This window comes from Flavobacterium sp., from assembly GCF_046155325.1.
Lineage (GTDB): Bacteria > Bacteroidota > Bacteroidia > Flavobacteriales > Flavobacteriaceae > Flavobacterium.
The window spans coordinates 1-21,044 of the sequence record NZ_JBJXDQ010000084.1; the positions used below are offsets into that span (position 1 = coordinate 1).

Annotated in this window: 23 protein-coding genes, 2 tRNA genes and 1 pseudogene; 13 read left to right on the top strand and 13 right to left on the bottom strand. The window is 32.8% G+C overall.

The genetic code is table 11. The features are described 5' to 3' along the window. Nucleotides 1-1,334: ATP-binding protein (locus ACKVOD_RS05615; protein WP_409208491.1), on the top strand; the 1,334-nt coding region annotated here is incomplete at its 5' end. Between the two features lie 26 nt (nucleotides 1,335-1,360). After that, entirely contained in the window at nucleotides 1,361-2,038 is a 678-nt protein-coding gene (locus ACKVOD_RS05620; protein WP_409208492.1) for a response regulator, read from the top strand. A 37-nt stretch (nucleotides 2,039-2,075) separates the two neighbouring features. Here the strand turns inward: ACKVOD_RS05620 and thiL are convergent, their stop codons facing one another. Further along, nucleotides 2,076-3,125, bottom strand: a complete 1,050-nt coding sequence (gene thiL, locus ACKVOD_RS05625; protein WP_409208493.1) for a thiamine-phosphate kinase — start codon at nucleotides 3,123-3,125, stop codon at nucleotides 2,076-2,078. A gap of 167 nt (nucleotides 3,126-3,292) precedes the next feature. On the opposite strand from thiL, the gene ACKVOD_RS05630 reads away from it, so the two are divergent. After that, nucleotides 3,293-4,225, top strand: coding sequence for a 1-phosphofructokinase family hexose kinase (locus tag ACKVOD_RS05630; RefSeq protein ID WP_409208494.1), 933 nt, complete (start codon nucleotides 3,293-3,295; stop codon nucleotides 4,223-4,225). A gap of 316 nt (nucleotides 4,226-4,541) precedes the next feature. Here ACKVOD_RS05630 and ACKVOD_RS05635 read toward each other — a convergent pair whose 3' ends face one another. Both ACKVOD_RS05635 and lepA read right to left on the bottom strand, forming a co-directional pair. Further along, on the bottom strand, nucleotides 4,542-4,709 hold the full coding sequence (locus tag ACKVOD_RS05635) for a hypothetical protein (RefSeq protein WP_409208495.1): 168 nt from the start codon (nucleotides 4,707-4,709) through the stop codon (nucleotides 4,542-4,544). A 168-nt stretch (nucleotides 4,710-4,877) separates the two neighbouring features. Then, nucleotides 4,878-6,674, bottom strand: a complete 1,797-nt coding sequence (gene lepA, locus ACKVOD_RS05640) for a translation elongation factor 4 (protein WP_409208496.1) — start codon at nucleotides 6,672-6,674, stop codon at nucleotides 4,878-4,880. 299 nt (nucleotides 6,675-6,973) lie between these two features. Between lepA and dusB the strand changes: the two genes are divergently transcribed. Then, complete coding sequence (gene dusB, locus ACKVOD_RS05645; protein WP_409208497.1) at nucleotides 6,974-7,966, top strand: tRNA dihydrouridine synthase DusB; 993 nt, start codon at nucleotides 6,974-6,976, stop codon at nucleotides 7,964-7,966. 35 nt (nucleotides 7,967-8,001) lie between these two features. Here the strand turns inward: dusB and ACKVOD_RS05650 are convergent, their stop codons facing one another. Together ACKVOD_RS05650 and rbfA are read right to left on the bottom strand one after the other, a co-directional pair. Continuing rightward, on the bottom strand, nucleotides 8,002-9,201 hold the full coding sequence (locus tag ACKVOD_RS05650) for an ABC transporter permease (protein ID WP_409208498.1): 1,200 nt from the start codon (nucleotides 9,199-9,201) through the stop codon (nucleotides 8,002-8,004). A 1-nt stretch (nucleotide 9,202) separates the two neighbouring features. Next, nucleotides 9,203-9,595 carry a 30S ribosome-binding factor RbfA gene (gene rbfA / locus ACKVOD_RS05655; protein ID WP_409208499.1) on the bottom strand — a complete coding sequence of 131 codons (393 nt, stop codon included), beginning with the start codon at nucleotides 9,593-9,595 and terminating at the stop codon, nucleotides 9,203-9,205. Between the two features lie 179 nt (nucleotides 9,596-9,774). Here rbfA and mce point away from each other — a divergent pair, with 179 nt between their 5' ends. After that, entirely contained in the window at nucleotides 9,775-10,176 is a 402-nt protein-coding gene (gene mce, locus ACKVOD_RS05660) for a methylmalonyl-CoA epimerase (RefSeq protein WP_409208500.1), read from the top strand. 145 nt (nucleotides 10,177-10,321) lie between these two features. Then, nucleotides 10,322-10,395: transfer RNA gene (locus ACKVOD_RS05665), tRNA-Ile, on the top strand. Nucleotides 10,396-10,812: 417 nt separating this feature from the next. Here ACKVOD_RS05665 and ACKVOD_RS05670 read toward each other — a convergent pair. Further along, nucleotides 10,813-11,400: a riboflavin synthase gene (locus ACKVOD_RS05670; RefSeq protein ID WP_409208501.1), complete on the bottom strand. Its 588-nt coding sequence runs from the start codon at nucleotides 11,398-11,400 to the stop codon at nucleotides 10,813-10,815. Between the two features lie 58 nt (nucleotides 11,401-11,458). Between ACKVOD_RS05670 and pdxA the strand changes: the two genes are divergently transcribed. The 6 genes from pdxA (at nucleotide 11,459) to accC (ending at nucleotide 16,493) form a co-directional block, all read left to right on the top strand. After that, entirely contained in the window at nucleotides 11,459-12,508 is a 1,050-nt protein-coding gene (gene pdxA, locus ACKVOD_RS05675; protein ID WP_409208502.1) for a 4-hydroxythreonine-4-phosphate dehydrogenase PdxA, read from the top strand. 84 nt (nucleotides 12,509-12,592) lie between these two features. After that, nucleotides 12,593-13,135, top strand: a complete 543-nt coding sequence (locus ACKVOD_RS05680) for a YceD family protein (RefSeq protein ID WP_409208503.1) — start codon at nucleotides 12,593-12,595, stop codon at nucleotides 13,133-13,135. A gap of 8 nt (nucleotides 13,136-13,143) precedes the next feature. Beyond that, nucleotides 13,144-13,338 carry a 50S ribosomal protein L32 gene (gene rpmF, locus ACKVOD_RS05685; RefSeq protein WP_022828950.1) on the top strand — a complete coding sequence of 65 codons (195 nt, stop codon included), beginning with the start codon at nucleotides 13,144-13,146 and terminating at the stop codon, nucleotides 13,336-13,338. Between the two features lie 172 nt (nucleotides 13,339-13,510). After that, nucleotides 13,511-14,512, top strand: coding sequence for a beta-ketoacyl-ACP synthase III (locus tag ACKVOD_RS05690; protein WP_409208504.1), 1,002 nt, complete (start codon nucleotides 13,511-13,513; stop codon nucleotides 14,510-14,512). A 21-nt stretch (nucleotides 14,513-14,533) separates the two neighbouring features. After that, entirely contained in the window at nucleotides 14,534-15,013 is a 480-nt protein-coding gene (accB, locus tag ACKVOD_RS05695; RefSeq protein WP_409208505.1) for an acetyl-CoA carboxylase biotin carboxyl carrier protein, read from the top strand. A gap of 133 nt (nucleotides 15,014-15,146) precedes the next feature. Beyond that, nucleotides 15,147-16,493 carry an acetyl-CoA carboxylase biotin carboxylase subunit gene (gene accC / locus ACKVOD_RS05700; protein WP_409208506.1) on the top strand — a complete coding sequence of 449 codons (1,347 nt, stop codon included), beginning with the start codon at nucleotides 15,147-15,149 and terminating at the stop codon, nucleotides 16,491-16,493. Nucleotides 16,494-16,546: 53 nt separating this feature from the next. Here the strand turns inward: accC and ACKVOD_RS05705 are convergent. The 4 genes from ACKVOD_RS05705 to ACKVOD_RS05720 form a co-directional block, all read right to left on the bottom strand. Further along, nucleotides 16,547-16,628: transfer RNA gene (locus ACKVOD_RS05705), tRNA-Leu, on the bottom strand. An 88-nt stretch (nucleotides 16,629-16,716) separates the two neighbouring features. Then, on the bottom strand, nucleotides 16,717-16,914 hold the full coding sequence (locus ACKVOD_RS05710) for a T9SS type A sorting domain-containing protein (RefSeq protein WP_409208507.1): 198 nt from the start codon (nucleotides 16,912-16,914) through the stop codon (nucleotides 16,717-16,719). A 216-nt stretch (nucleotides 16,915-17,130) separates the two neighbouring features. Then, a complete protein-coding gene (locus ACKVOD_RS05715; protein WP_409208508.1) occupies nucleotides 17,131-17,424 on the bottom strand; it encodes an META domain-containing protein in 294 nt (97 codons plus the stop codon). A gap of 98 nt (nucleotides 17,425-17,522) precedes the next feature. After that, a complete protein-coding gene (locus ACKVOD_RS05720; protein WP_409208509.1) occupies nucleotides 17,523-18,878 on the bottom strand; it encodes a saccharopine dehydrogenase family protein in 1,356 nt (451 codons plus the stop codon). Between the two features lie 149 nt (nucleotides 18,879-19,027). On the opposite strand from ACKVOD_RS05720, the gene ACKVOD_RS05725 reads away from it, so the two are divergent. Continuing rightward, the gene (locus tag ACKVOD_RS05725) at nucleotides 19,028-19,408 is read left to right on the top strand and encodes a DUF423 domain-containing protein (protein ID WP_409208510.1); all 381 of its coding nucleotides are present in this window, start codon (nucleotides 19,028-19,030) and stop codon (nucleotides 19,406-19,408) included. 15 nt (nucleotides 19,409-19,423) lie between these two features. Here the strand turns inward: ACKVOD_RS05725 and ACKVOD_RS05730 are convergent, their stop codons facing one another. The 3 genes and pseudogenes from ACKVOD_RS05730 to ACKVOD_RS05740 form a co-directional block, all read right to left on the bottom strand. Continuing rightward, nucleotides 19,424-20,089, bottom strand: a complete 666-nt coding sequence (locus tag ACKVOD_RS05730; RefSeq protein WP_409208511.1) for a PH domain-containing protein — start codon at nucleotides 20,087-20,089, stop codon at nucleotides 19,424-19,426. Nucleotides 20,090-20,135: 46 nt separating this feature from the next. Further along, nucleotides 20,136-20,540: an MmcQ/YjbR family DNA-binding protein gene (locus ACKVOD_RS05735; protein ID WP_409208512.1), complete on the bottom strand. Its 405-nt coding sequence runs from the start codon at nucleotides 20,538-20,540 to the stop codon at nucleotides 20,136-20,138. Between the two features lie 153 nt (nucleotides 20,541-20,693). Then, nucleotides 20,694-21,044: pseudogene (locus ACKVOD_RS05740) on the bottom strand (coproporphyrinogen III oxidase); the annotation flags it as partial.

A 21,044-nucleotide genomic window follows, 5' to 3' on the forward strand; every position in this document is an offset into this window, starting at 1 on the left:
AACTTCAATATAAAACGATGTCTTTAAATAATATTGGTTTTGTATATCAAAATAAAAAACAACACCGGCAAGCGATAGGCTATTTTGAAAAAGCCTTAGAAAACAAAAAGGATGTAATTTTGTATAAACCATTTGTATACACAATTTTATTAGATAATCTGGGCTATTCGCGATTCAAAATTGGCGATGAAAATGGGCTTCCAGGACTTTTTTATGAATCGCTAAGGATTCGGGATAGTTTGGGTTTGACCTCAGGAGTTATTACCACCAAAATTCATTTGTCGGAGTATTTTGCTGCAAAGAATGATAGTGTAAAAGCTTTAGCCTATTCGAACCAGGCGTTGGCTACTGCTCGAAAATCTAAAAATGCTCGTAACCTATTGTTGCCTCTAAAACAATTAGCTGTTTTAGAACCCAAAAAAGCAGTTGCGTACAACAAAGAATACATTCATATTAACGATAGTTTGCAAAAAGCAGAACGCAGTATGGGCGAAAAATTTACCCGTATCGAGTATGAAACAGATCAAGTCAAAGAGGAAAACTCTAGTTTAACGACAAAGAATCGAAATTTAGTCTATATTTTTGGGTCAGTTTTAATCTTAGGGATGTTTTTATACATTATCAAAGCACAAAAAACTAAAAATAGGGAGTTACTTTACAAACAAGAGCAGCAACAAGCGAACGAAGAAATTTATAATTTAATGATTTCGCAACAAAACAGCGTTGATTCCATTAGGGTAAAAGAGAAACAAAGGGTGGCACAAGAGCTCCATGACGGTGTTTTGGGCAGGATGTTTGGCGTGAGAATGAATCTTGATAGCGCAAACGAACTACAGGATGAAACAGGAATTAAGGCAAGGAATGAGTTTATTTTAGAGTTAAAAAACATCGAACAAGATATTCGTGAAATTTCTCATGATTTAAGCAGGGAAAAATCAGAATTAATCAATAACTTCGTAGCTATCGTAGAGGAATTGATGGAGAAGCAAAAAAAGAGTTTCGAAACCAAATTGTTTTCAACAATGGACCCTTATATTGATTGGGGATTAGCAAGTAATGCGGTCAAAATTAATTTATATCGAATTCTTCAAGAATCGCTTCAAAACATCAATAAATATGCTAATGCCAATTCGATCAAGATTGAATTTAGACTAGAAAACAACAAATTGTTTTTAGTAATAAGTGATGACGGTGTAGGGTTTAACATCAACAAAGGTAAAAAAGGAATTGGTTTGCAAAACATGATTTCGAGGATGAATGAATGTCAAGGGACTTTCGAAATAAAATCTAAAATAGGAGAAGGAACAGTAATAGAAGTTTCAGTTCCGATATAAAATCCTGAATAACACAAAATAACAAAGTGGAAACAGAAAAAATCAAAAAAAGAGTACTCATTGTAGATGATCATCCATTTATATTAATTGGGTACAAAAACACCTTAAACCGATATATTCCTAGCAAATTTGAGTTTCAATACGAAGAAGCAAAAGATTGTAAATCGGCATATGAAGTAATTATGAATCCTGAAACTAGTAATCTTGATTTTGCGTTTTTGGATATTAGTATGCCAGCTTATCCAGAAAAAGGGATTCTTTCAGGCGAAGATTTGGCAATAGTATTACATCAGCGCATGCCCGAGTGTAAAATTATTATATTAACAATGTTCACCGAAATATTGAAAATAAAAAACATTATTACCGCTATAAATCCTCACGGACTGGTTATAAAAAATGATTTAGACTTCAAAGAATTGATTTTTGGTTTTGATAAAATTGTTAATAATGAAATATATTACAGTGAATCCATTCAAAAAATGATAGATTTAGAAAATATCGAAATTCCTGAAATAGATGTTATCGATAAACAAATTTTATTTCATATTAGTAAAGGAACAGAACCAGAAGATTTTATTAAATACATCCCATTGTCTGCAGAGTCCATTGAAATTAGAAGAAAAAAATTAAAAAAAATACTAATAGACGAGGGGACAGATCATGAAATGATTAAACGAGCCAAAAGTATGGGTTTGTTATTCTAAAAAGTAAAAAAGGCGTTTTTTTTAAAACGCCTTTTTTTTATTCTTCACTCAAAGCATTCCATCCACGCGCTTTTAAAGGTATGCGTGTATTGGCGCGAGTTACTAGATGAATTCCTTCACTTTCTTGAGTCATGTGTCCAATAATCGTAAAATTTGGATTCCCTTTTATCTTATCAAAATCCTCCATTTTTATTGTAAAAAGCAATTCGTAATCTTCACCACCGTTTATAGCTACTGTTGTAGCATCTAAATTAAATTCCTCACAAACATTCATGAATTGAGGATCTAAAGGCAATTTGTCCTCATATAAATTACAACCCACTTTTGATTGTTTGCACAAATGCATAATTTCGGATGATAATCCATCCGAAATATCAATCATCGATGTGGGTTTTATTTCTAATGCGTGCAATAAAGTACGCACATCCTTTCTAGCTTCTGGTTTCAGTTGCCGTTCAATGATATAAGTATAGGCATCTAAATCGGGTTGTGAATTTGGATTCACCTTAAAAACTTGTTTTTCCCGTTCTAAAACCTGTAAACCCATGTAGGCAGCTCCAATATCACCAGTCACGACCAATAAATCAGTTTGTCCAGCCCCATTTCTATATACAATTTCATTCTCATCGGCTTCACCAATAGCGGTAATGCTAATAATTAATCCTTTTTGTGATGAGGTGGTGTCTCCGCCAATAACGTCGACCTTATATTCATTAGCGGCAAGCGTAATTCCGTCAAACAATTCCTCCAAAGCTTCTAGTGGAAACCGATTAGAAACGGCAACTGAAACCAAGATTTGAGTCGCTTTGGCATTCATAGCGCAAATATCGGAAACATTAACTACGACAGCTTTGTAACCCAAATGTCTCAAAGGCATATAGGACAAATCAAAATGAACACCTTCAATCAACAAATCGGTTGAAAGCACTATTTTTTTGTCTTTGAAATCTAATACAGCACCATCGTCACCAATTCCTTTTAGGGTCGAAGATTGGTTAATTTCGAAATTTTTGGTTAGATGGTCTATCAATCCAAATTCGCCTAATTGGGCAATACTGGTTCTTTGTGGGGATTTATCTTCAATCATTGTCATTGCGAGGGAACTACTTGTCCGCCGTGGCGGAAGCAATCTTCGTTCGTTTTTATTAGTTTATTAAAAATAATTTTAAGTGGCAAAGGTACAAAGTTTTTTGACCATAGATTACACCCATTTATAGAGATTTTTTCGCATCTTTAACGAGTTAGATAACTATTATGAAAAACAATACAATTACAACACTTACTATTAACCCATCTTTAGATAAATCTACCCATTTTGCTGGATTGGTTGCCGAACAAAAAATTCGTTGTGAAAAACCCAGATACGACGCTGGTGGGGGTGGAATTAACGTTTCGAAAGCGATTTTAAAGTTAGGCGGAAATTCACTTTGTATTTTTACTTCTGGCGGTTCTTCAGGTGAAATGTTGCAAGAATTAATTACCAATCAGAAAATTGAAAGTACCATTATTAAAACTAAAAATTGGACCAGAGAAAATTTTATAGGTTTTGATACGATAACTAATGCTCAATACCGATTTGGATTTCCAGGAAATGAATTATACACCGATGAAATAGACACTATTTTATCGACCATCAAAGAGTTACAGTCAAAATATCTAGTTATAAGTGGCAGTTTAAACGAAGGATTACCAACTGACTTTTATCAAAAAATTGCCGAAACTGCAAAACAATCCAATATAAAAGTAATTGTTGACACTTCAGGAGAAGCCCTGCAAAAAGTTTTAAAAGCCGGAGTATATTTGGTAAAACCTAATATTGGTGAATTAGCTAAATTAATAGGAGTAGAGCGATTAGAAATGGATCAAGTCGCACCAGCTGCTAGGAAATTAATCGAACAAGGAGGTGCTGCAATTGTGGTAGTTTCTTTAGGTCCACAAGGAGCCGTTTTGGTCACAGCGACACAAACTGAATTTGTTTCTGCGCCTAATGTGGTCAAGAAAAGCACCGTTGGAGCAGGAGATAGTATGGTGGGCGCTATGACTTGGGCTTTGTCACAAAATAAAAGTCTGAAAGAAGTGGTGCGATGGGGTGTGGCTTGTGGCTCGGCAGCTACTATGAACGAGGGAACCCAATTATTCAATGTTGAAGATGCGAGAAGATTGTTTGAGGAGTTGAAGGATAAATAGAATTAATTATTTTTTTCTTGTATTCCAAATTTAAGGATTTCTAGAAGTCTGAAATACGGCAAAAACAGTAACTTTATTTGAGTTTTCATTTATCAAATAATGAATCAAGAAAGGGAATATTTCTATTTTCTTACACCGAATTTCGTTGTATTTTATGCTAAAAAGGCAAGGGTCTTTTTTTAAAGAATTGATTTGCTTTTTGGCTTGGATTTTCTAACGTAAACCCAATTCTTTCAATTGCATTTCATACCATTCAAAAGTTTCTTGAATGTCATTTAAAGCGTCAGCATCTATTTTTAATTGAAAGAGCAAGTCCTTAAAGGCTTTTGGAAACTTCATCCCAATCTAGAAGTCTTTCTTGATTTTTTTCTGATTTTGCCATTCGGTCTAAAACAATTTGTTGATGTTCAATAGGAATTTCAATATTTTCATTCCAAATAGCGTCATTAACTTTCAATCGGTCTTTAGGCGAAAGTTGCTTCACGGCTTCAATTAATTGACACTTAAATCAATATTTAATTTTATAGTTTCCATAAAAAAAAGTTAGTAAAAACAAATTGTAGCAAACAAAAAAACCTGACAATTTTCATCATCAGGTTTGCTTATTTATTTCAACAAAGTCCTTCCCTTTGGGAAGGATTTAGGATGGGCTTTAATCATTCAACTTCAACACCGCCATAAACGCTTCTTGCGGAATCTCAACATTTCCTACCAATCGCATTCTTTTTTTACCTTTTTTCTGTTTTTCGAGCAATTTACGTTTACGCGAAATATCGCCTCCATAACATTTGGCGGTAACATCTTTTCGTAATGCTTTTATGGTTTCACGAGCAATTATTTTAGCACCAATAGCTGCCTGAATTGGGATGTCAAACTGCTGTCTCGGAATCAATTCACGTAATTTCTCACACATTTTTTTACCAATATTGTAAGCATTGCTTTCGTGAATTAATGCTGAAAGTGCATCTACCGATTGCGCATTTAATAAAACGTCCAAACGAACTAATTTGGAAGTTCTCATTCCTATAGGTGTGTAATCAAACGAAGCATACCCTTTAGAAACCGTTTTCAGTCTATCGTAGAAATCGAATACTATTTCTGCCAAAGGCATATCAAAATTTAATTCCACTCTTTCGGTCGTCAAATAAGTTTGGTTGGTAATTACACCACGTTTTTCGATACACAAACTCATGACATTGCCCACAAAATCAGACTTGGTAATAATGGTAGCTTTTATATAAGGTTCTTCTACACGGTCTAGTTTAGATGGTTCTGGCAAATCTGATGGATTATTCACGATCATGCCAACCTCAGAATCTTTTTTGGTGTAAGCCAAATATGAAACGTTGGGAACAGTAGTAATTACGGTCATATCAAATTCGCGTTCTAATCGTTCTTGGATGATTTCCATGTGTAACATTCCTAAGAAACCACATCGGAAGCCAAAACCTAATGCCGCCGAACTTTCTGGAAGAAAGACTAGTGAAGCATCGTTCAATTGCAGTTTTTCCATTGAGTTTCGCAACTCCTCATAATCTTCGGTATCTACTGGATAAATTCCAGCAAAAACCATAGGTTTTACATCTTCGAAACCCACAATCATATTGGTTGTTGGTGTTTTAGCATCGGTAAGTGTGTCGCCTACTTTTACTTCTTTGGCCTCTTTAATTCCTGAAATTAAATACCCAACATCGCCAGCCGAAATAACATTTTTAGGAACTTGGTTTAGTTTTAAAGTGCCTATTTCATCCGCAAAATATTCATTTCCGGTAGCCATAAATTTTATTTTCTGACCTTTTTTGATTTGACCGTTTTTCACTCGGAAAATAACCTCAATTCCTCGAAACGGATTGTAATGCGAGTCAAAAATCAAGGCTTGCAAAGGTTCATCAATATTTCCTTTAGGATGAGGAATTTTTTCGATAATGGCCGCCAAAATATTTTCAACACCAAAACCTGTTTTTCCCGAAGCGTGAATAATATCTTCGAGTTTGCAGCCTAATAAATCAATAATATCGTCGCTCACTTCCTCTGGATTGGCAGATGGCAAATCGACTTTGTTCAAAACTGGAATGATTTCTAAATCATTTTCTAGTGCCAAATATAAATTCGAAATAGTTTGTGCCTGTATGCTTTGCGCAGCATCTACAATCAAAAGAGCTCCTTCACAAGCAGCAATTGATCGGGAAACTTCATACGAAAAATCAACATGGCCCGGCGTATCAATCAAATTCAGGATATAATCTTCGCCTTTATAGGTGTATTCCATCTGGATGGCATGACTTTTTATGGTTATGCCACGTTCGCGCTCCAAGTCCATATTGTCAAGTAATTGCGCTTTTTCCTCACGAGCTGTAACAGTTTGAGTTGCCCCAAGAAGTCTATCAGCAAGCGTGCTTTTCCCGTGATCAATGTGTGCAATAATGCAAAAATTCCGTATGTGTTTCATGCTGTTTTTGATGTCAATTTATGTCAAGCTTAGCTTAGTCGAAGTAGGGCGTGACCTTCCGTAAAAACTACAGGTCGGGCTATTCGCTCTATCTTTTGTTGCGCTTTCGCTCCACAAAAGGATACCGCTTCTATCCCTCACGCAAACTGCGTAATTCTATGATTTATTCGCAAAGATAGGTATTTTTTGATTGAAGATTTTAGATTAACGAATGATGAATTAAGAATTCGTTAATCTGAAATCAGCATTCGTTAATCAACTATCGAAAATCTTTAGTATTTTTGCCAAAAAAATATCTTTTGATAAAAATTGGCAATATAGAATTACCTGATTTTCCTTTACTTCTAGCTCCTATGGAAGATGTAAGTGATCCACCATTTCGTAGATTGTGCAAAATGCATGGAGCCGATATGATGTATTCGGAATTTATTTCCTCAGAAGGATTAATCCGCGATGCTATCAAAAGCCGAATGAAATTGGATATTTTCGATTACGAAAGGCCGGTTGGAATTCAAATTTTTGGTGGTGATGAAGAAGCCATGGCAATGTCCTCAAAAATTGTATCTACTGTAAATCCAGATTTGATAGATATTAATTTTGGGTGCCCCGTCAAGAAAGTAGTATGCAAAGGTGCTGGTGCTGGGGTGTTAAAAGATGTCGATTTGATGATTCGTTTAACAAAAGCAGTAATTGACAGTACCCATTTACCAGTTACTGTAAAAACGCGTTTGGGCTGGGACGATAATTCGATTAATATCGATGAGGTTGCTGAACGTCTACAAGATATTGGAGTGGCTGCTTTGAGTATTCACGCTAGAACTCGTTCCCAGATGTATAAAGGTCATGCCGATTGGTCACACATTGCCAGAGTGAAAAACAACCCAAGAATTACAATGCCCATTTTCGGAAACGGCGATGTCGATACTCCCGAAAAAGCTTTAAAATATAAAAACGAATATGGCATTGACGGAATCATGATAGGTCGTGCCGCTATTGGATATCCTTGGATTTTCAATGAAATAAAACATTACTTCAAAACTAGAGAACATTTAGAAAAACCTTCCGTTGTCAATCGGGTAGAAGCGGTGCGAAATCACCTTACTTGGGCAATGGAATGGAAAGGCGAACGACTCGGAATTGTAGAAACCAGACCACATTATACCAATTATTTCAAGGGAATTCACTCTTTTAAACCCTTTAAGCAACAACTAGTAACCTTAGATCGTCCAGAAGAATTATTCGCTGTTTTGAATGAAATCGAAGATGCTTATTTAGGATATGAGGTAGTGTGAAAACTAGAAATAAAATATTTTAAAATATTTTATTTCTAATCCAATAATTTCTTACTCACGCGACTACTCGCTATCAGCGAAGCGATGAAGCCAAGTGTAACAATGGTTGCCAAAACAATCAAAACGTTTTCAAGAGAAAAAACTACAGGATAGGTGAGAGTAGGGGTAATCATAATGAATTCGAAATACTGTTGCAATAATACAATTGCAATTCCTAAAATCAATCCAATAAGTCCACCAAAAACACTTAATAGCGTTCCTTGAAGCAAGAATATTTTACGCAAATCTTTGATTTCGGTTCCTAGATTTAATAATGTTTTTAGATTGCCTTTTTTATCAAGAATCATCATAATCAGTGCGCCAATCAGGTTGAAAAGAGCGACTATAATGACCAATGTAAAGATTAAATACACCGCAAGATTTTCGGTATTTAGCATTTTATACAAGGATTCGTTGAGTTGGGCTCTGTTTTTTATTGTGATTTTATTATTAAAAATAGATTGAAGTTGAGTCATAATTAAGGCTTCGTCTGCCTCTTTTTTCATTTTGATTTCAATTCCAGAAATTTGGTTGGGTTTGTATTCTAATAGTTCTTGAGCCAAACCCAAGTCGACAAAAACATATTTAGAATCTAAATCTTCGTTGATGGTATAAATCCCAACAGGAAAAATGACCGCCTTATTAAAAGCATCATCTGGATTTTTGATAGTTCCTTTCCCAGGTCTTGGCGCTAGAACTTCTAATTGATTATTGAAGTCAAGTAAACCCATCGAAAAGCTATTGGCAATTCCATATCCTACAACCGCTTGATAGGTGTCGGACTTTAGCCATTGTCCATTATAAAGGTTTTTTTTAATACCCGTAACATGGGTGTAAATTGAATCAACCCCTTTTAAGTAAGTTACTTCTTGTTTACCACTAAAAGTAAACAAAACGCGTTCTTCAATTATTTTACTATAGGAGGCTAAACCTTCAATTTTTTTGATTTTAGCTTCTTGTTCAGAGGAAATATAAAATGATTTTCCAATTGTGGTGGATATCTTTAAATCGGGATCAATATCATTAGAGAAGGAAAGGCTAAAAACTTTAAGCCCACTAAAAACTGACAAAACGACAAACAAAGCCATGGCACCAACGATGATTCCCATGCTGGCAATGCGATTAATTATATTAATGGCATTGTTTTTACTTTGACTAAAAATATAACGTTTGGCTATGTATAGTGAAAAGTTCAATTTATTGAAATCTACGTTTGTCTAATAGATCACGGTTTTCTATTGGGTTTTCTTTGGATGCTAAAGCAGTATCTATTTTCTCGATATAGTCTAATGAGTCATCGATGAAGAAAACTAAATTAGGCACTTTTCGTAATTGCAAGCGAACTCTTTGAGATAAATCGTGTTTGATTAATTTAGAATTTGTTTTGATGGCAACTAAAGTTTCTTTCGCTTTTTCTTGTGGAAATATGCTTAAATGAACAGTAGCTACTGATAGATCTGAAGTTACAGCTACTTTGGATACTGAAATCATGAGATTTGTAAGGCCGTTTTTTCTAACTTCACCTTGTAAAATGTCTACCAAATCTTTTTGGATAACACCACCTATTTTTTTCTGTCTATTTGTTTCCATAGCGCAAAAATACAATTTTTTTAGAGCTACAACGGCTTAATGCTACAAAGTTTAACTATTTCAAAAAACGATATTTGGCATAAAGCTATCATAATTGCAGTTTAGTGCCTTTAATTTTATTTATATTTACAATAAGAATTTAAAGGAATTTGCAAATATTTTCACAACATTATAAATCAATGAAAAAAATAGAACATATAGGAATTGCGGTAAATAGTTTGGAAGACGCTTCGGTTTTCTATGAAAAACTTTTAGGCGTTTCAGCATATAAACAAGAGGAAGTAATTAGCGAAAGAGTTAATACCGCATTTTTTAAAACAGGAATAAATAAAATAGAACTTCTAGAAGCAACAGATAAAGAAAGTTCTATAGCAAAATTTATAGCAAAAAAAGGGGAAGGAATTCATCATATTGCTTTTGAGGTAGAAGACATAAATATTGAAATAACTCGTTTAAAAAAAGAGGGATTTATTGTCTTAGGTGATGGTCCCAAAAAAGGAGCTGATAATAAATGGGTAGTTTTTTTACATCCAAAAAGCACCAATGGAATTTTAATAGAACTTTGTCAGGAAATTATTTGAGTTTTTTCCTCCCCAACATAGGTAGTGTTCTAATTATCAGTTGTTTTTATTCTTTAGGTTAGTTGCTTTAATTTAAACTAAAAAATCAATTCTAAAAATAGTTGCAACAAATTAAAAATAATAGTAATTTCGCAACCTCATAACAGGTCCTATAGCTCATTCGGTTAGAGCAACTGACTCATAATCAGTAGGTGCTTGGTTCGATTCCAAGTGGGACCACAAAAAAAACCTTCAATATTTTTTGAAAGGTTTTTTTTATTTAATTTAAAAAAAATGCGCTTTATCGGCAAAACTATGTTGTTTGTCGACACAACGATTGTTTTGTAATTAATAAACGTGTAAATTTACACTTTGTTTTTAAAATTTTAAGAGTTAAGTATTAAAAGGATAATTGTTTTTAATTAAAAAAATGAATATAAATTTAAAAAAAGTTTTTATTTCACTCTTCTGTTTGATACTAGGCTTAGTAACAGTATTAGCAGCGCCCGACCCACCACCACCAAACGGCAGAAATCAAGCACCGCCAGTACCACCAGGATTGTCAATTGACGAGCACATGCCCATTTTAATTATAATTACGTTATTTTTTGGATGGTTTGTTGTTTTAAACAATATTAAAAAAACAAGGATATAATATTATTTATTAGCATATAATCTAGAAACATATTTTCCAATTACGTCAAATTCTAGATTTACTTTTGTGCCAACTTCAAAAGTTTTAAAATTAGTATGTTCGAAGGTGTAAGGAATAATAGCAACACTAAATTCATTTTTTTTAGAATTCACTACTGTCAAGCTAACTCCATTTACTGTAATTGAACCTTTTTCGATAGTAATATTTTGTAATGATTCGTCATATTCGAAGGTGTATTGCCAACTCCCATTTGTTTCTAGAACAGTAACACAACTTCCAATTTGGTCAACATGACCCTGAACAATATGTCCGTCAAGTCTATCGCCTAATTTCATAGCTCTTTCAAGATTAATAAAATCTCCTTTTTTCCAATTTGAAATAGTAGTTTTATTTATTGTTTCATCAATTGCGGTTACCTTGTATAAATCATTTTCAACAGACACTACAGTTAAACAAATTCCGTTATGCGCAACACTTTGATCTATTTTAAGTTCTTTAGTAATTATAGCGTCTACGGTAATATGTAAATTATTTTGTTCTTTTTCTATTTTTTGAATTACACCAAGTGTTTCTATGATTCCTGTAAACATTTCTTGTTTTATTTTACTAAATTTGCAATTCAAAATTAGCAATAAATAACCGGATGTCATGATAAAAAAAGCAGAAAATATAATCGTTGGAATTTCAATTGGAGATTTAAACGGTATTGGAAGCGAAGTTATTTTAAAAACATTTGAAGATTCACGAATGTTGGAATTATGCACGCCTGTTATTTTTGCAAATGTTAAAATACTTTCTTTTGTTAAAAAAACATTTGAATCTACATCGATACTTCATGGAATAGATAGATTAGATCAAATTGTTCAGGGTAAATTAAATGTTTTGAATGTATGGCAAGAAAGTGTTGAAATAAATTTTGGACTAAATGATGATATAATAGGTAAATATGCTATTAAATCATTTGTGGCAGCGACCAAAGCTTTAAAGGAAGGACAAATAGATGTATTGGTAACGGCTCCAATAAACAAATACAACATTCAAGCTGAGGATTTTAAATTCCCAGGACATACAGATTATTTAAATCAGGAACTTGAAGGAAACGCCTTGATGTTGATGGTTCAGGATAGTTTAAAAGTTGGATTATTAACAGATCATATAGCTATTAATGAAGTAGCAAAACATTTGACTGAGGAATTAATCGTTGAAAAAATTGAGACAATTAAACAGTCATTGATTAAAGATTTTTCTATAAATAAACCTAAAATTGCTGTCTTAGGTTTAAATCCACATTGTGGTGACGGTGGCGTTATTGGAAAAGAGGAAGATGCGATATTAAAACCTGCATTAAAAAAAATATTTGATAAAGGAACATTAGTATTCGGTCCTTTTGCTGCGGATGGTTTTTTTGGTAGTAATCAATATGAGCGTTATGACGCTATAATAGCAACCTATCATGATCAAGGATTAATACCATTCAAAACGTTGTCTTTTGGGAACGGAGTAAATTATACTGCAGGATTAAATAAAGTAAGAACATCTCCAGATCATGGTACAGCATATGATATTGCAGGAAAAGGAATAGCAGATTTTAATTCATTTAAAGAGGCAGTTTATCAAGCAATAGATATTTATAATTCAAGAATACAACACTTAGAAATTAGCCAAAAACCGCTAAAAATAAAAGAAAAACAGGTATAAATAAAAAAAGATAAATAAGGTTATTAGGTTTGTAATAATTTTATATCTTTGCACTCCCGAAGTTTCGGGTAAATTGTTGTTGAAATGGACAAAACTAAAGAATATTTAATTCCATTTATAGGATTAAAGCTAGGGAAACATCATTTCGAATATCAAATAGTAAACACGTTCTTTCAAAACTTTGAATATCTTGAATTTAAAAATTCAAATATTAAAGTTAATGTAGTTTTAGAGAAAAAAAGTACTCTTTTGGAGTTGGCTTTCAAGCACAAAGGAACAATTAATGTTCCTTGTGATATGACTAACGAAGATTTTGATTTGCCAATTAAAGGCAATATGAATATGATAGTTCGTTTTGGAGACGATTTCAATAATGATAATGAAGAATTACTCATTATCCCACATGGAGAATTTCAAATAAATATAGCACAATATATTTATGAAATGATAGTGCTTTCAATACCCCTAAGACGGATTCATCCGGGAATTAAAGACGGAAGTTTAGATACTGAAGCTTTAAGAATACTGAAAGAATTGACAGTAAAAGAATTAAAAGAAGAGAATACAAAAGAAGAAAATATTGACCCACGTTGGGACAAATTAAAGCAACTATTAACGGATAAATAATATAGTAAATGGCACATCCTAAGAGAAAAATCTCCAAAACAAGAAGAGATAAAAGAAGAACACATTATAAAGCTACAGTAGCTCAAATAGCTACTTGTCCTATTACTGGAGAAGCTCATTTATACCACAGAGCATATTGGCATGAGGGTAAAATGTACTATAGAGGTCAAGTTGTTATAGATAAATCTGTAGCACTTGCTTAATATTTTTAGTAAATAATATTTCAAACTCTCACACTTTGTGGGAGTTTTTTGTTGTTTGCAATTTTCATGTAAATAAGAAGTTTTAAAACAGTATAGTTTATAATTTTTTTGTATTTTTATAGCTTTTAAAAATTTTAGAATTCATCCATTTGAATACAATAAGTAGAAGAAAATGAATAAAATCACAGCAGCAATTACAGCAGTTGGAGCCTATGTTCCTGAATATGTTTTAACAAACCAAATTTTAGAAACATTAGTTGATACAAATGATGAGTGGATAACTACCCGAACAGGAATTAAAGAAAGAAGAATTTTAAAAGACGATACTAAAGGAACCTCTTTTTTAGCTATAAATGCCGCGTTAGACTTAATAAAAAAAGCAAATATTGACCCTCTAGAAATAGATTTGTTACTTATGGCAACTGCAACACCAGATATGCCAGTAGCATCTACAGGAGCTTATGTAGCGACTGAAATAGGAGCAAAAAATGCTTTTTCTTATGATTTACAATCGGCTTGTTCTAGTTTTTTGTTTGGAATGTCAACCGCTGCAGCTTATATAGAATCTGGGCGATATAAGAAGATATTGTTAATTGGAGCGGATAAAATGTCGTCAATTGTAGACTATACTGACAGAGCTACATGTATCATTTTTGGAGATGGAGCAGGAGCTGTTTTATTTGAACCTAATTATGAAGGTTTAGGTTTGCAAGATGAATATTTAAGAACCGATGGTGATGGAAGAGAATTTTTAAAAATGACAGCAGGGGGATCGCTTTATCCAGCTTCAGAGCAAACGGTTTTAGATAATCAACATAATATTTCTCAAGACGGTAAGACAGTTTTTAAATATGCTGTTACCAATATGGCCGATGCTTGTGAGATGATTATGAAAAGAAGTAATTTAATCAATGAAGATGTGGCTTGGTTGGTACCACACCAAGCTAATAAACGAATAATAGATGCAATAGCTAACAGAATAAACTTAGAAGATTCAAAAGTATTAATGAATATAGAAAGATACGGTAATACAACTTCTGCAACTTTACCATTAGTTCTTAGTGATTTCGAACATTTATTTAAAAAAGGAGATACGATTATATTTGCTGCTTTTGGAGGTGGATTCTCTTGGGGATCAATTTATCTAAAGTGGGCTTACGATAAAAAAATTTAATTTAAACTAAAAATAATAATTATGGATTTAAAAGAAATTCAAAACCTAATCAAATTTGTAGCAAATTCAGGAGTTGCTGAAGTTAAATTAGAAATGGATGATGTAAAAATCACCATAAGAACAACTTTAGAGGGCAACGTATCTGAAACCACATATGTTCAACAAATGCCTGCTCACCCAGTTATTCAACAAGCAGTAGTTCCTCAACAAATTGCACCAGCTACAACTACTCCTGTTGCACCACCCGCTGAAAATTCAAATTATATTACAATAAAATCTCCAATTATTGGAACGTTCTATAGAAAACCAACACCAGACAAACCAATGTTTGTTGAAGTAGGAAGTACTATTGCAAAAGGAGATGTTCTTTGTGTAATTGAAGCAATGAAATTATTTAATGAAATTGAATCAGAAGTTGCTGGTAAGATTGTTAAAATTTTAGTAGATGATATGTCACCAGTAGAATATGACCAACCTTTATTCTTAGTAGATCCATCATAAATTTAAGATTTTAGATTGCAGATTTCAGTCCCGAAGCTTCGGGAGCAGATTTGAAAATTAATCAACATTTAGATTCAAATCAATTGCATTCTTGATTTCTAACTTCTAACTTCTAACTTCTAACTTTTAAAAGATGTTTAAAAAAATATTAATAGCAAATAGGGGCGAAATAGCCCTTCGCATCATTAGAACCTGTAAAGAAATGGGTATTAAAACGGTAGCTGTTTATTCTACCGCAGATGCTGAAAGTTTACACGTTAAATTTGCGGATGAGGCAGTTTGTGTTGGTCCACCACCAAGTAACTTGTCTTATTTGAAAATGTCAAATATCATAGCAGCAGCCGAAATTACAAACGCTGATGCCATTCATCCAGGATATGGATTTCTTTCTGAAAACTCTAAATTTTCAAAAATATGCCAAGAACACGGCATTAAATTTATAGGAGCTTCGCCAGAAATGATTGACAGAATGGGAGACAAAGCTTCGGCCAAATCGACTATGAAAGCTGCAGGAGTACCTTGTGTTCCAGGTTCAGAGGGAATTTTAGAATCTTTTGAAGAAGCAAAAAAAATAGCAAAAAAATTCGGTTATCCTGTAATGCTTAAAGCAACTGCAGGAGGTGGCGGAAAAGGGATGCGTGCTGTTTGGAAAGAAGATGAATTACTAAAAGCATGGGAAGGTGCTCGTCAAGAATCAGCCGCTGCTTTCGGTAATGACGGGATGTATTTAGAAAAATTAATCGAAGAACCTAGACATATAGAAATACAAGTTGTAGGAGATTCTTATGGCAAAGCCTGTCACCTCTCTGAAAGAGATTGCTCTGTACAACGTCGCCATCAAAAACTAACCGAAGAAACTCCCTCTCCATTCATGACAGATGAATTACGTCAAAAAATGGGAGAAGCGGCAGTCAAAGCAGCAGAATTTATTCAATATGAAGGAGCTGGAACTGTAGAATTTTTGGTTGACAAACACCGCAATTTCTACTTTATGGAAATGAATACTCGTATTCAGGTAGAACACCCAATTACTGAACAGGTTATAGATTATGATTTAATTAGAGAACAAATATCAGTAGCTGCAGGAATACCAATATCAGGTAAAAATTACTTACCACAATTACACGCAATAGAATGTCGAATTAATGCCGAAGATCCGTATAATGAATTCAGACCTTCGCCAGGAAAAATTACAACATTGCATATGCCAGGAGGTCACGGAGTGCGTTTAGACACTCACGTTTATTCGGGATATACCATTCCACCAAATTACGACTCAATGATTGCAAAGTTGATTACAACTGCTCAATCACGTGAAGAAGCAATTAGCAAAATGAGAAGAGCATTAGATGAATTTGTGATTGAAGGTATAAAAACAACCATCCCTTTCCATAGACAATTAATGGATGATCCAAGATATATTTCTGGTGATTACACCACTGCTTTTATGGATACTTTCAAAATGAATGATCCAGGATAAAAATAAATATACCATTAAAACAAAAAAGCTTCTCGATTGAGAAGCTTTTTTTGTGCGGATAATAGGACTCGAACCTACACGCCTTGCGGCACCAGATCCTAAGTCTGGCATGTCTACCAATTTCACCATATCCGCGAAATTTGTGAGTGCAAATATAAACATAATTATGACCCAAGCAAAGAATAACATTTATTATTTTGCAATCTGTTGGAGTATTTAAAAATTATGGTTTTATGAATTTTTTTACAGCAATTTGATTATCCGCTGTGATTTTAACAACATAAATTCCACTAGCTAAATCAGCAGTTGAAATTTTAATTTGTGCTGAACTAAAAGATTCGTTTTTGCAATTTTTCCCTAAACTATCAAAGAGTTCTACTTTGATGTTTTCTGTATTTTGATTTTTTAATTCAACATTCAAAAACGTTCCAGTAGAATCAAAAAAAACTTTAAAATCTAATTCCTTAACATCGATAGTTGATAAATTTTGATTGGTGTATATAGCTTGTTTATTGCTAGATGAATTGATACTTAATGTTTTTACAGTCTGATTTTCGTTGATTGTATATGAAAAATTATTATTTGGATAATTACCAATAAAGAAATTAAAATACAGTGATTCATAAATATTATTACTTTATAAATTGCACATCATTAAGGTAATGCCTAATTCAGTTAAAAAGAAATCAGTTTGATTATTTCCAAAAATAACATTCCCAAACATCGAATTGCATACACCAGTACTGATAGTATTATTTTGTTGGATAAAAGTTAAACCAATGGAAGAAACTTCTGTATTAGTTGGCGGTAAATAATCAATGCCATTTGAAACTATCTTTGTTAAATACCAAGTGTTTTGAAACAAACGAAGGTCTTGTGCTGAAATTATAGTAACATTAACCATAAACAGTAATAGAAAGATTTGTTTCATAATTTTAATATTTAAAAAAAACTTTACATTTTAACCAAATGTAATAAATTTTTTTATTTAAAAATTTTCTTACATTAATTTTATTTTAAACCTATTTTTCAAGGATTATACCCTAGATATGGCACCGAATGTTCATTAAACACCACGCCATATTCTTCAAGTTCTTTCAAAATAGGTAGATATACTTCTTCCCGAATTGGAATTTGCACACCTGGAGTTGTAATCTTGCCATTCAAGATTAATAAGGTTGCCATAGCTACAGGCAATCCTACAGTTTTTGCCATGGCTGTATAGGTTTGGTCTTCACCAATATAAACCATTTTAGAATCTATTTGTTTTTTTTTGCCATTGAGTTCAAAACCTAATTTATGATACATGACAATCATATCTTTTTCTTTGGGTTGCAAGGTCCAAGTATCGGTAAGTATTTTTTCAAGGATTTGAGCTGGAGTGGCGTTTTTTAATCCCACTTTTTTGTTGGGATTAAAAAAATCTAATTCTAGTAATTTATCCCACATGATGTCGTCTTGATCCATTTTTAAAATCAAACGCATTTTTATTTCTACTGAGTCTGTTGGGTGATAGGGTAAAAATGAATTTACGAATTGGCGGTAACTCATATTTTCTGAGTCTTCAATGATGTAACTATCGTCGGTCATGCCTAGTTGCACAAACATATTCCAAGCTTTAGAAAAACCCAATCTTCGAATCGTGCCTCTGTATAAAGTAAGAATGTCTTTTAACCCATAAATGTCAATGTATTTTAAAGAATCTCGATTAGAGTAGGCTTCAAATTTTCCATAGCCTTCTACTTCGAGAAATTCGGTTCTTCTAAATAAATTCCAATAGGGAATATATTTGTAAGTTCCTTCTTGAATGAATTTTGCCGCACCACCTTGACCAGCAAGCACCACATTTCGAGGAGCCCAAGTAAATTTGTAATTCCATAAATTGGTATCTGATTCTGGCGCTACCAGACCGCCACAAAAAGATTCAAACAAAATCATTTTACCTCCTTTTTTTCTGATTTCATTAATGATTTTCATGGCACTCATATGGTCAATTCCAGGGTCAAGACCAATTTCGTTCATGAAAATTAAATTATTTTCTTTCGCCTCTGCATCTAATTCTTTCATGGCATCGCTTACATAAGAAGCAGTAACTAAATGTTTTTTATAAATAATACAATCTCTAGCTATCTCAATATGCAAGTGGGCAGGTAACATTGAGATGACAATATCTGCTTTTTGAATAAGTGCTGATCTTTGAATTTTGTCAAAAATATCTATAGCAATTGGGGTTGCATTGTGGTGGTTATTTGTTTTATTTTGGGCAGATTCTAATGAAATGTCTCCAATTATAAGATGCAATTTTTCTTCATCTGACTTATTCAAAAGGTATTGAATTAATGACGATGACGATTTTCCGGTTCCGAGGATTACTATGGTTCTCATGATTCAATAAATATAACAAAAATAATCATAAATGTTTTAAATATAACAAATTTAGCGCAAAACAAATTTTAACTTTTTAATTGATTTAATTAGAAATGTTTTTAGATTGCTTTATTATATGATACTTTTGTATTCAAATAAAGTACAAAATGGACAAAAAAATAATTTCTACAGGAGCAATGTTAGGAATGATTGCAATAGTTTTAGGGGCATTTGGCGCACATGCTTTAAAAAAAGTGCTAACTATTGAAGAACTTTCTACTTTTGAAACTGGAGTAAAATACCAGATTTATCATGCTTTGTTTTTATTGTTCATTGGGTTAGCTACTGAACTTCCTAAAAAAGCAAAAAAAACTATTTATTATTTAGTTGTTTTTGGGGTTCTTTTCTTTTCAGGATCTATCTATTTTTTAGCTACAAACAGTCTTACTTCGTTTGATTTTAAAGTAATAGGATTTATAACTCCCATAGGCGGATTGTTGTTAATACTGGCTTGGGGAATTTTGTTTTGGAAAATGATTAAGAAATAAAAATAAATTTCAAAACTATATCAAACTTAAAATTTCTTTTTTCAAAGCGTCGTATTCACCTTGTAAAATTAATCCGTTGTCAAGTAGTTTTTTATAATTCTGTAGTTTTTCGAAAAGTTCTTCTTGAGATAATTGGTTTAATTTGATGTCACTGGTTGATAATGAATTTTCGGGAAGTGTTTCTGAATAATTGGATGTTGGAATTATTTCGGCGAAACTCGTTACTTCTTCTGTTTCAATTTCTTCGATTGATTCAAAAGTTGGAGGCACTTTTTTTGAAAAACCATTTTTCAAAATATCCAATTGCTCTTTGGCATAGGTAAAAATCTTTCTGGCTTGAATTTTCGGGATATAATCAATAGAAACTTGAATTTGTGTTTTGGTCGAAAACGAAAATTCTGATCCTAAAATATTCTCTTTCACAAAAGTTCCTTCTATTTCGTCCCAAGTAAAGTCAGTAAAATTCATCGAAAGACCTAGGTTTTTGGGCTGGCAAATAATGATTCTTTTATTGGTCATCACAATACTATCGGGAAGAACAGTCAATGCTGGTTTTTTTTGAACCGCGATATATCCAATCTCTTCGTTTTTCATCAATAAATCATTCAGTTTTGAGGTGATTTTTTCAATGGCTTTTGGATCTTGTTCCTCGTTTAAGAATTTTTTAATATTATCGATCATAGTATTTTATTTGAATGTGTTCAGAACTGTTTTGCAAAAGTAATGCCTAATTCACAAATTGCTTCGCCTGTTCGGTAAATTTTTTACCTCGGGTCAAGAATCTCATTTTGTGTTTTTTCGTTAAACTTTTGAAAGCCAAATTATAAGAATCGTCAATTAATTCTTTGACAAATTTATCCTGAACGTTGCTGTTTATCACTACAGTGTTCCAATGTACTTTACTCATATAAAACGCAGGCTGGATGTAATCATATTGTCCCCGCAATTCCTGAGAATATTCAGGATTGCATTTTAAATTTACATAGGGCATTTGTTTTTTCCATTTTGATAAGGAGGACAAAGCAAACATTTTCCCACCTACTTTAAAAACCAAAGTGTCTTGATCAAACGGAAAATGTTCGGTTATCCCTTTTTTTGATAGACAATATTCATAAAAAGTTCCTAGATTCATTTTAAACTTATTTTGAATTTATAGCAAATAAATCAAGTTCAATATAGCTAAGATTTAAATACGAAAAACACAAATTTTAGCACGAAGAGCACAAATTAATATTTAAATTTGTGAGCCTTGTGCCTTCCTTGTGGACTTAGTGGTTAGATTTTTTTAATTATTTAAATAAAACAAATCACTGGCAATTCCATCCGTCAAAAATTTTCCTTTTGGGGTAGTTTTTAAAACATTTTCCTCGATTGAAAGCACTTTGTCATCAAGATATTTTTGTGCTTGTTTTTGCAAATAGCCTAAATATTCATTTCCAAATTCATTCGAAATTCTGACCAAAGAAACACCCCAAATGGTTCGCAAACCCGTCATGATATATTCGTTGTAGCGGTCTGTTAAAGATAATATTTCTGTTTCGTTAGGTAATTGATTTTCACCAATTGCTTTTAGATACAAGGAATTATTAGCTATATTCCAACTTCTTGAAATCCCGTTATAACTGTGTGCCGAAGG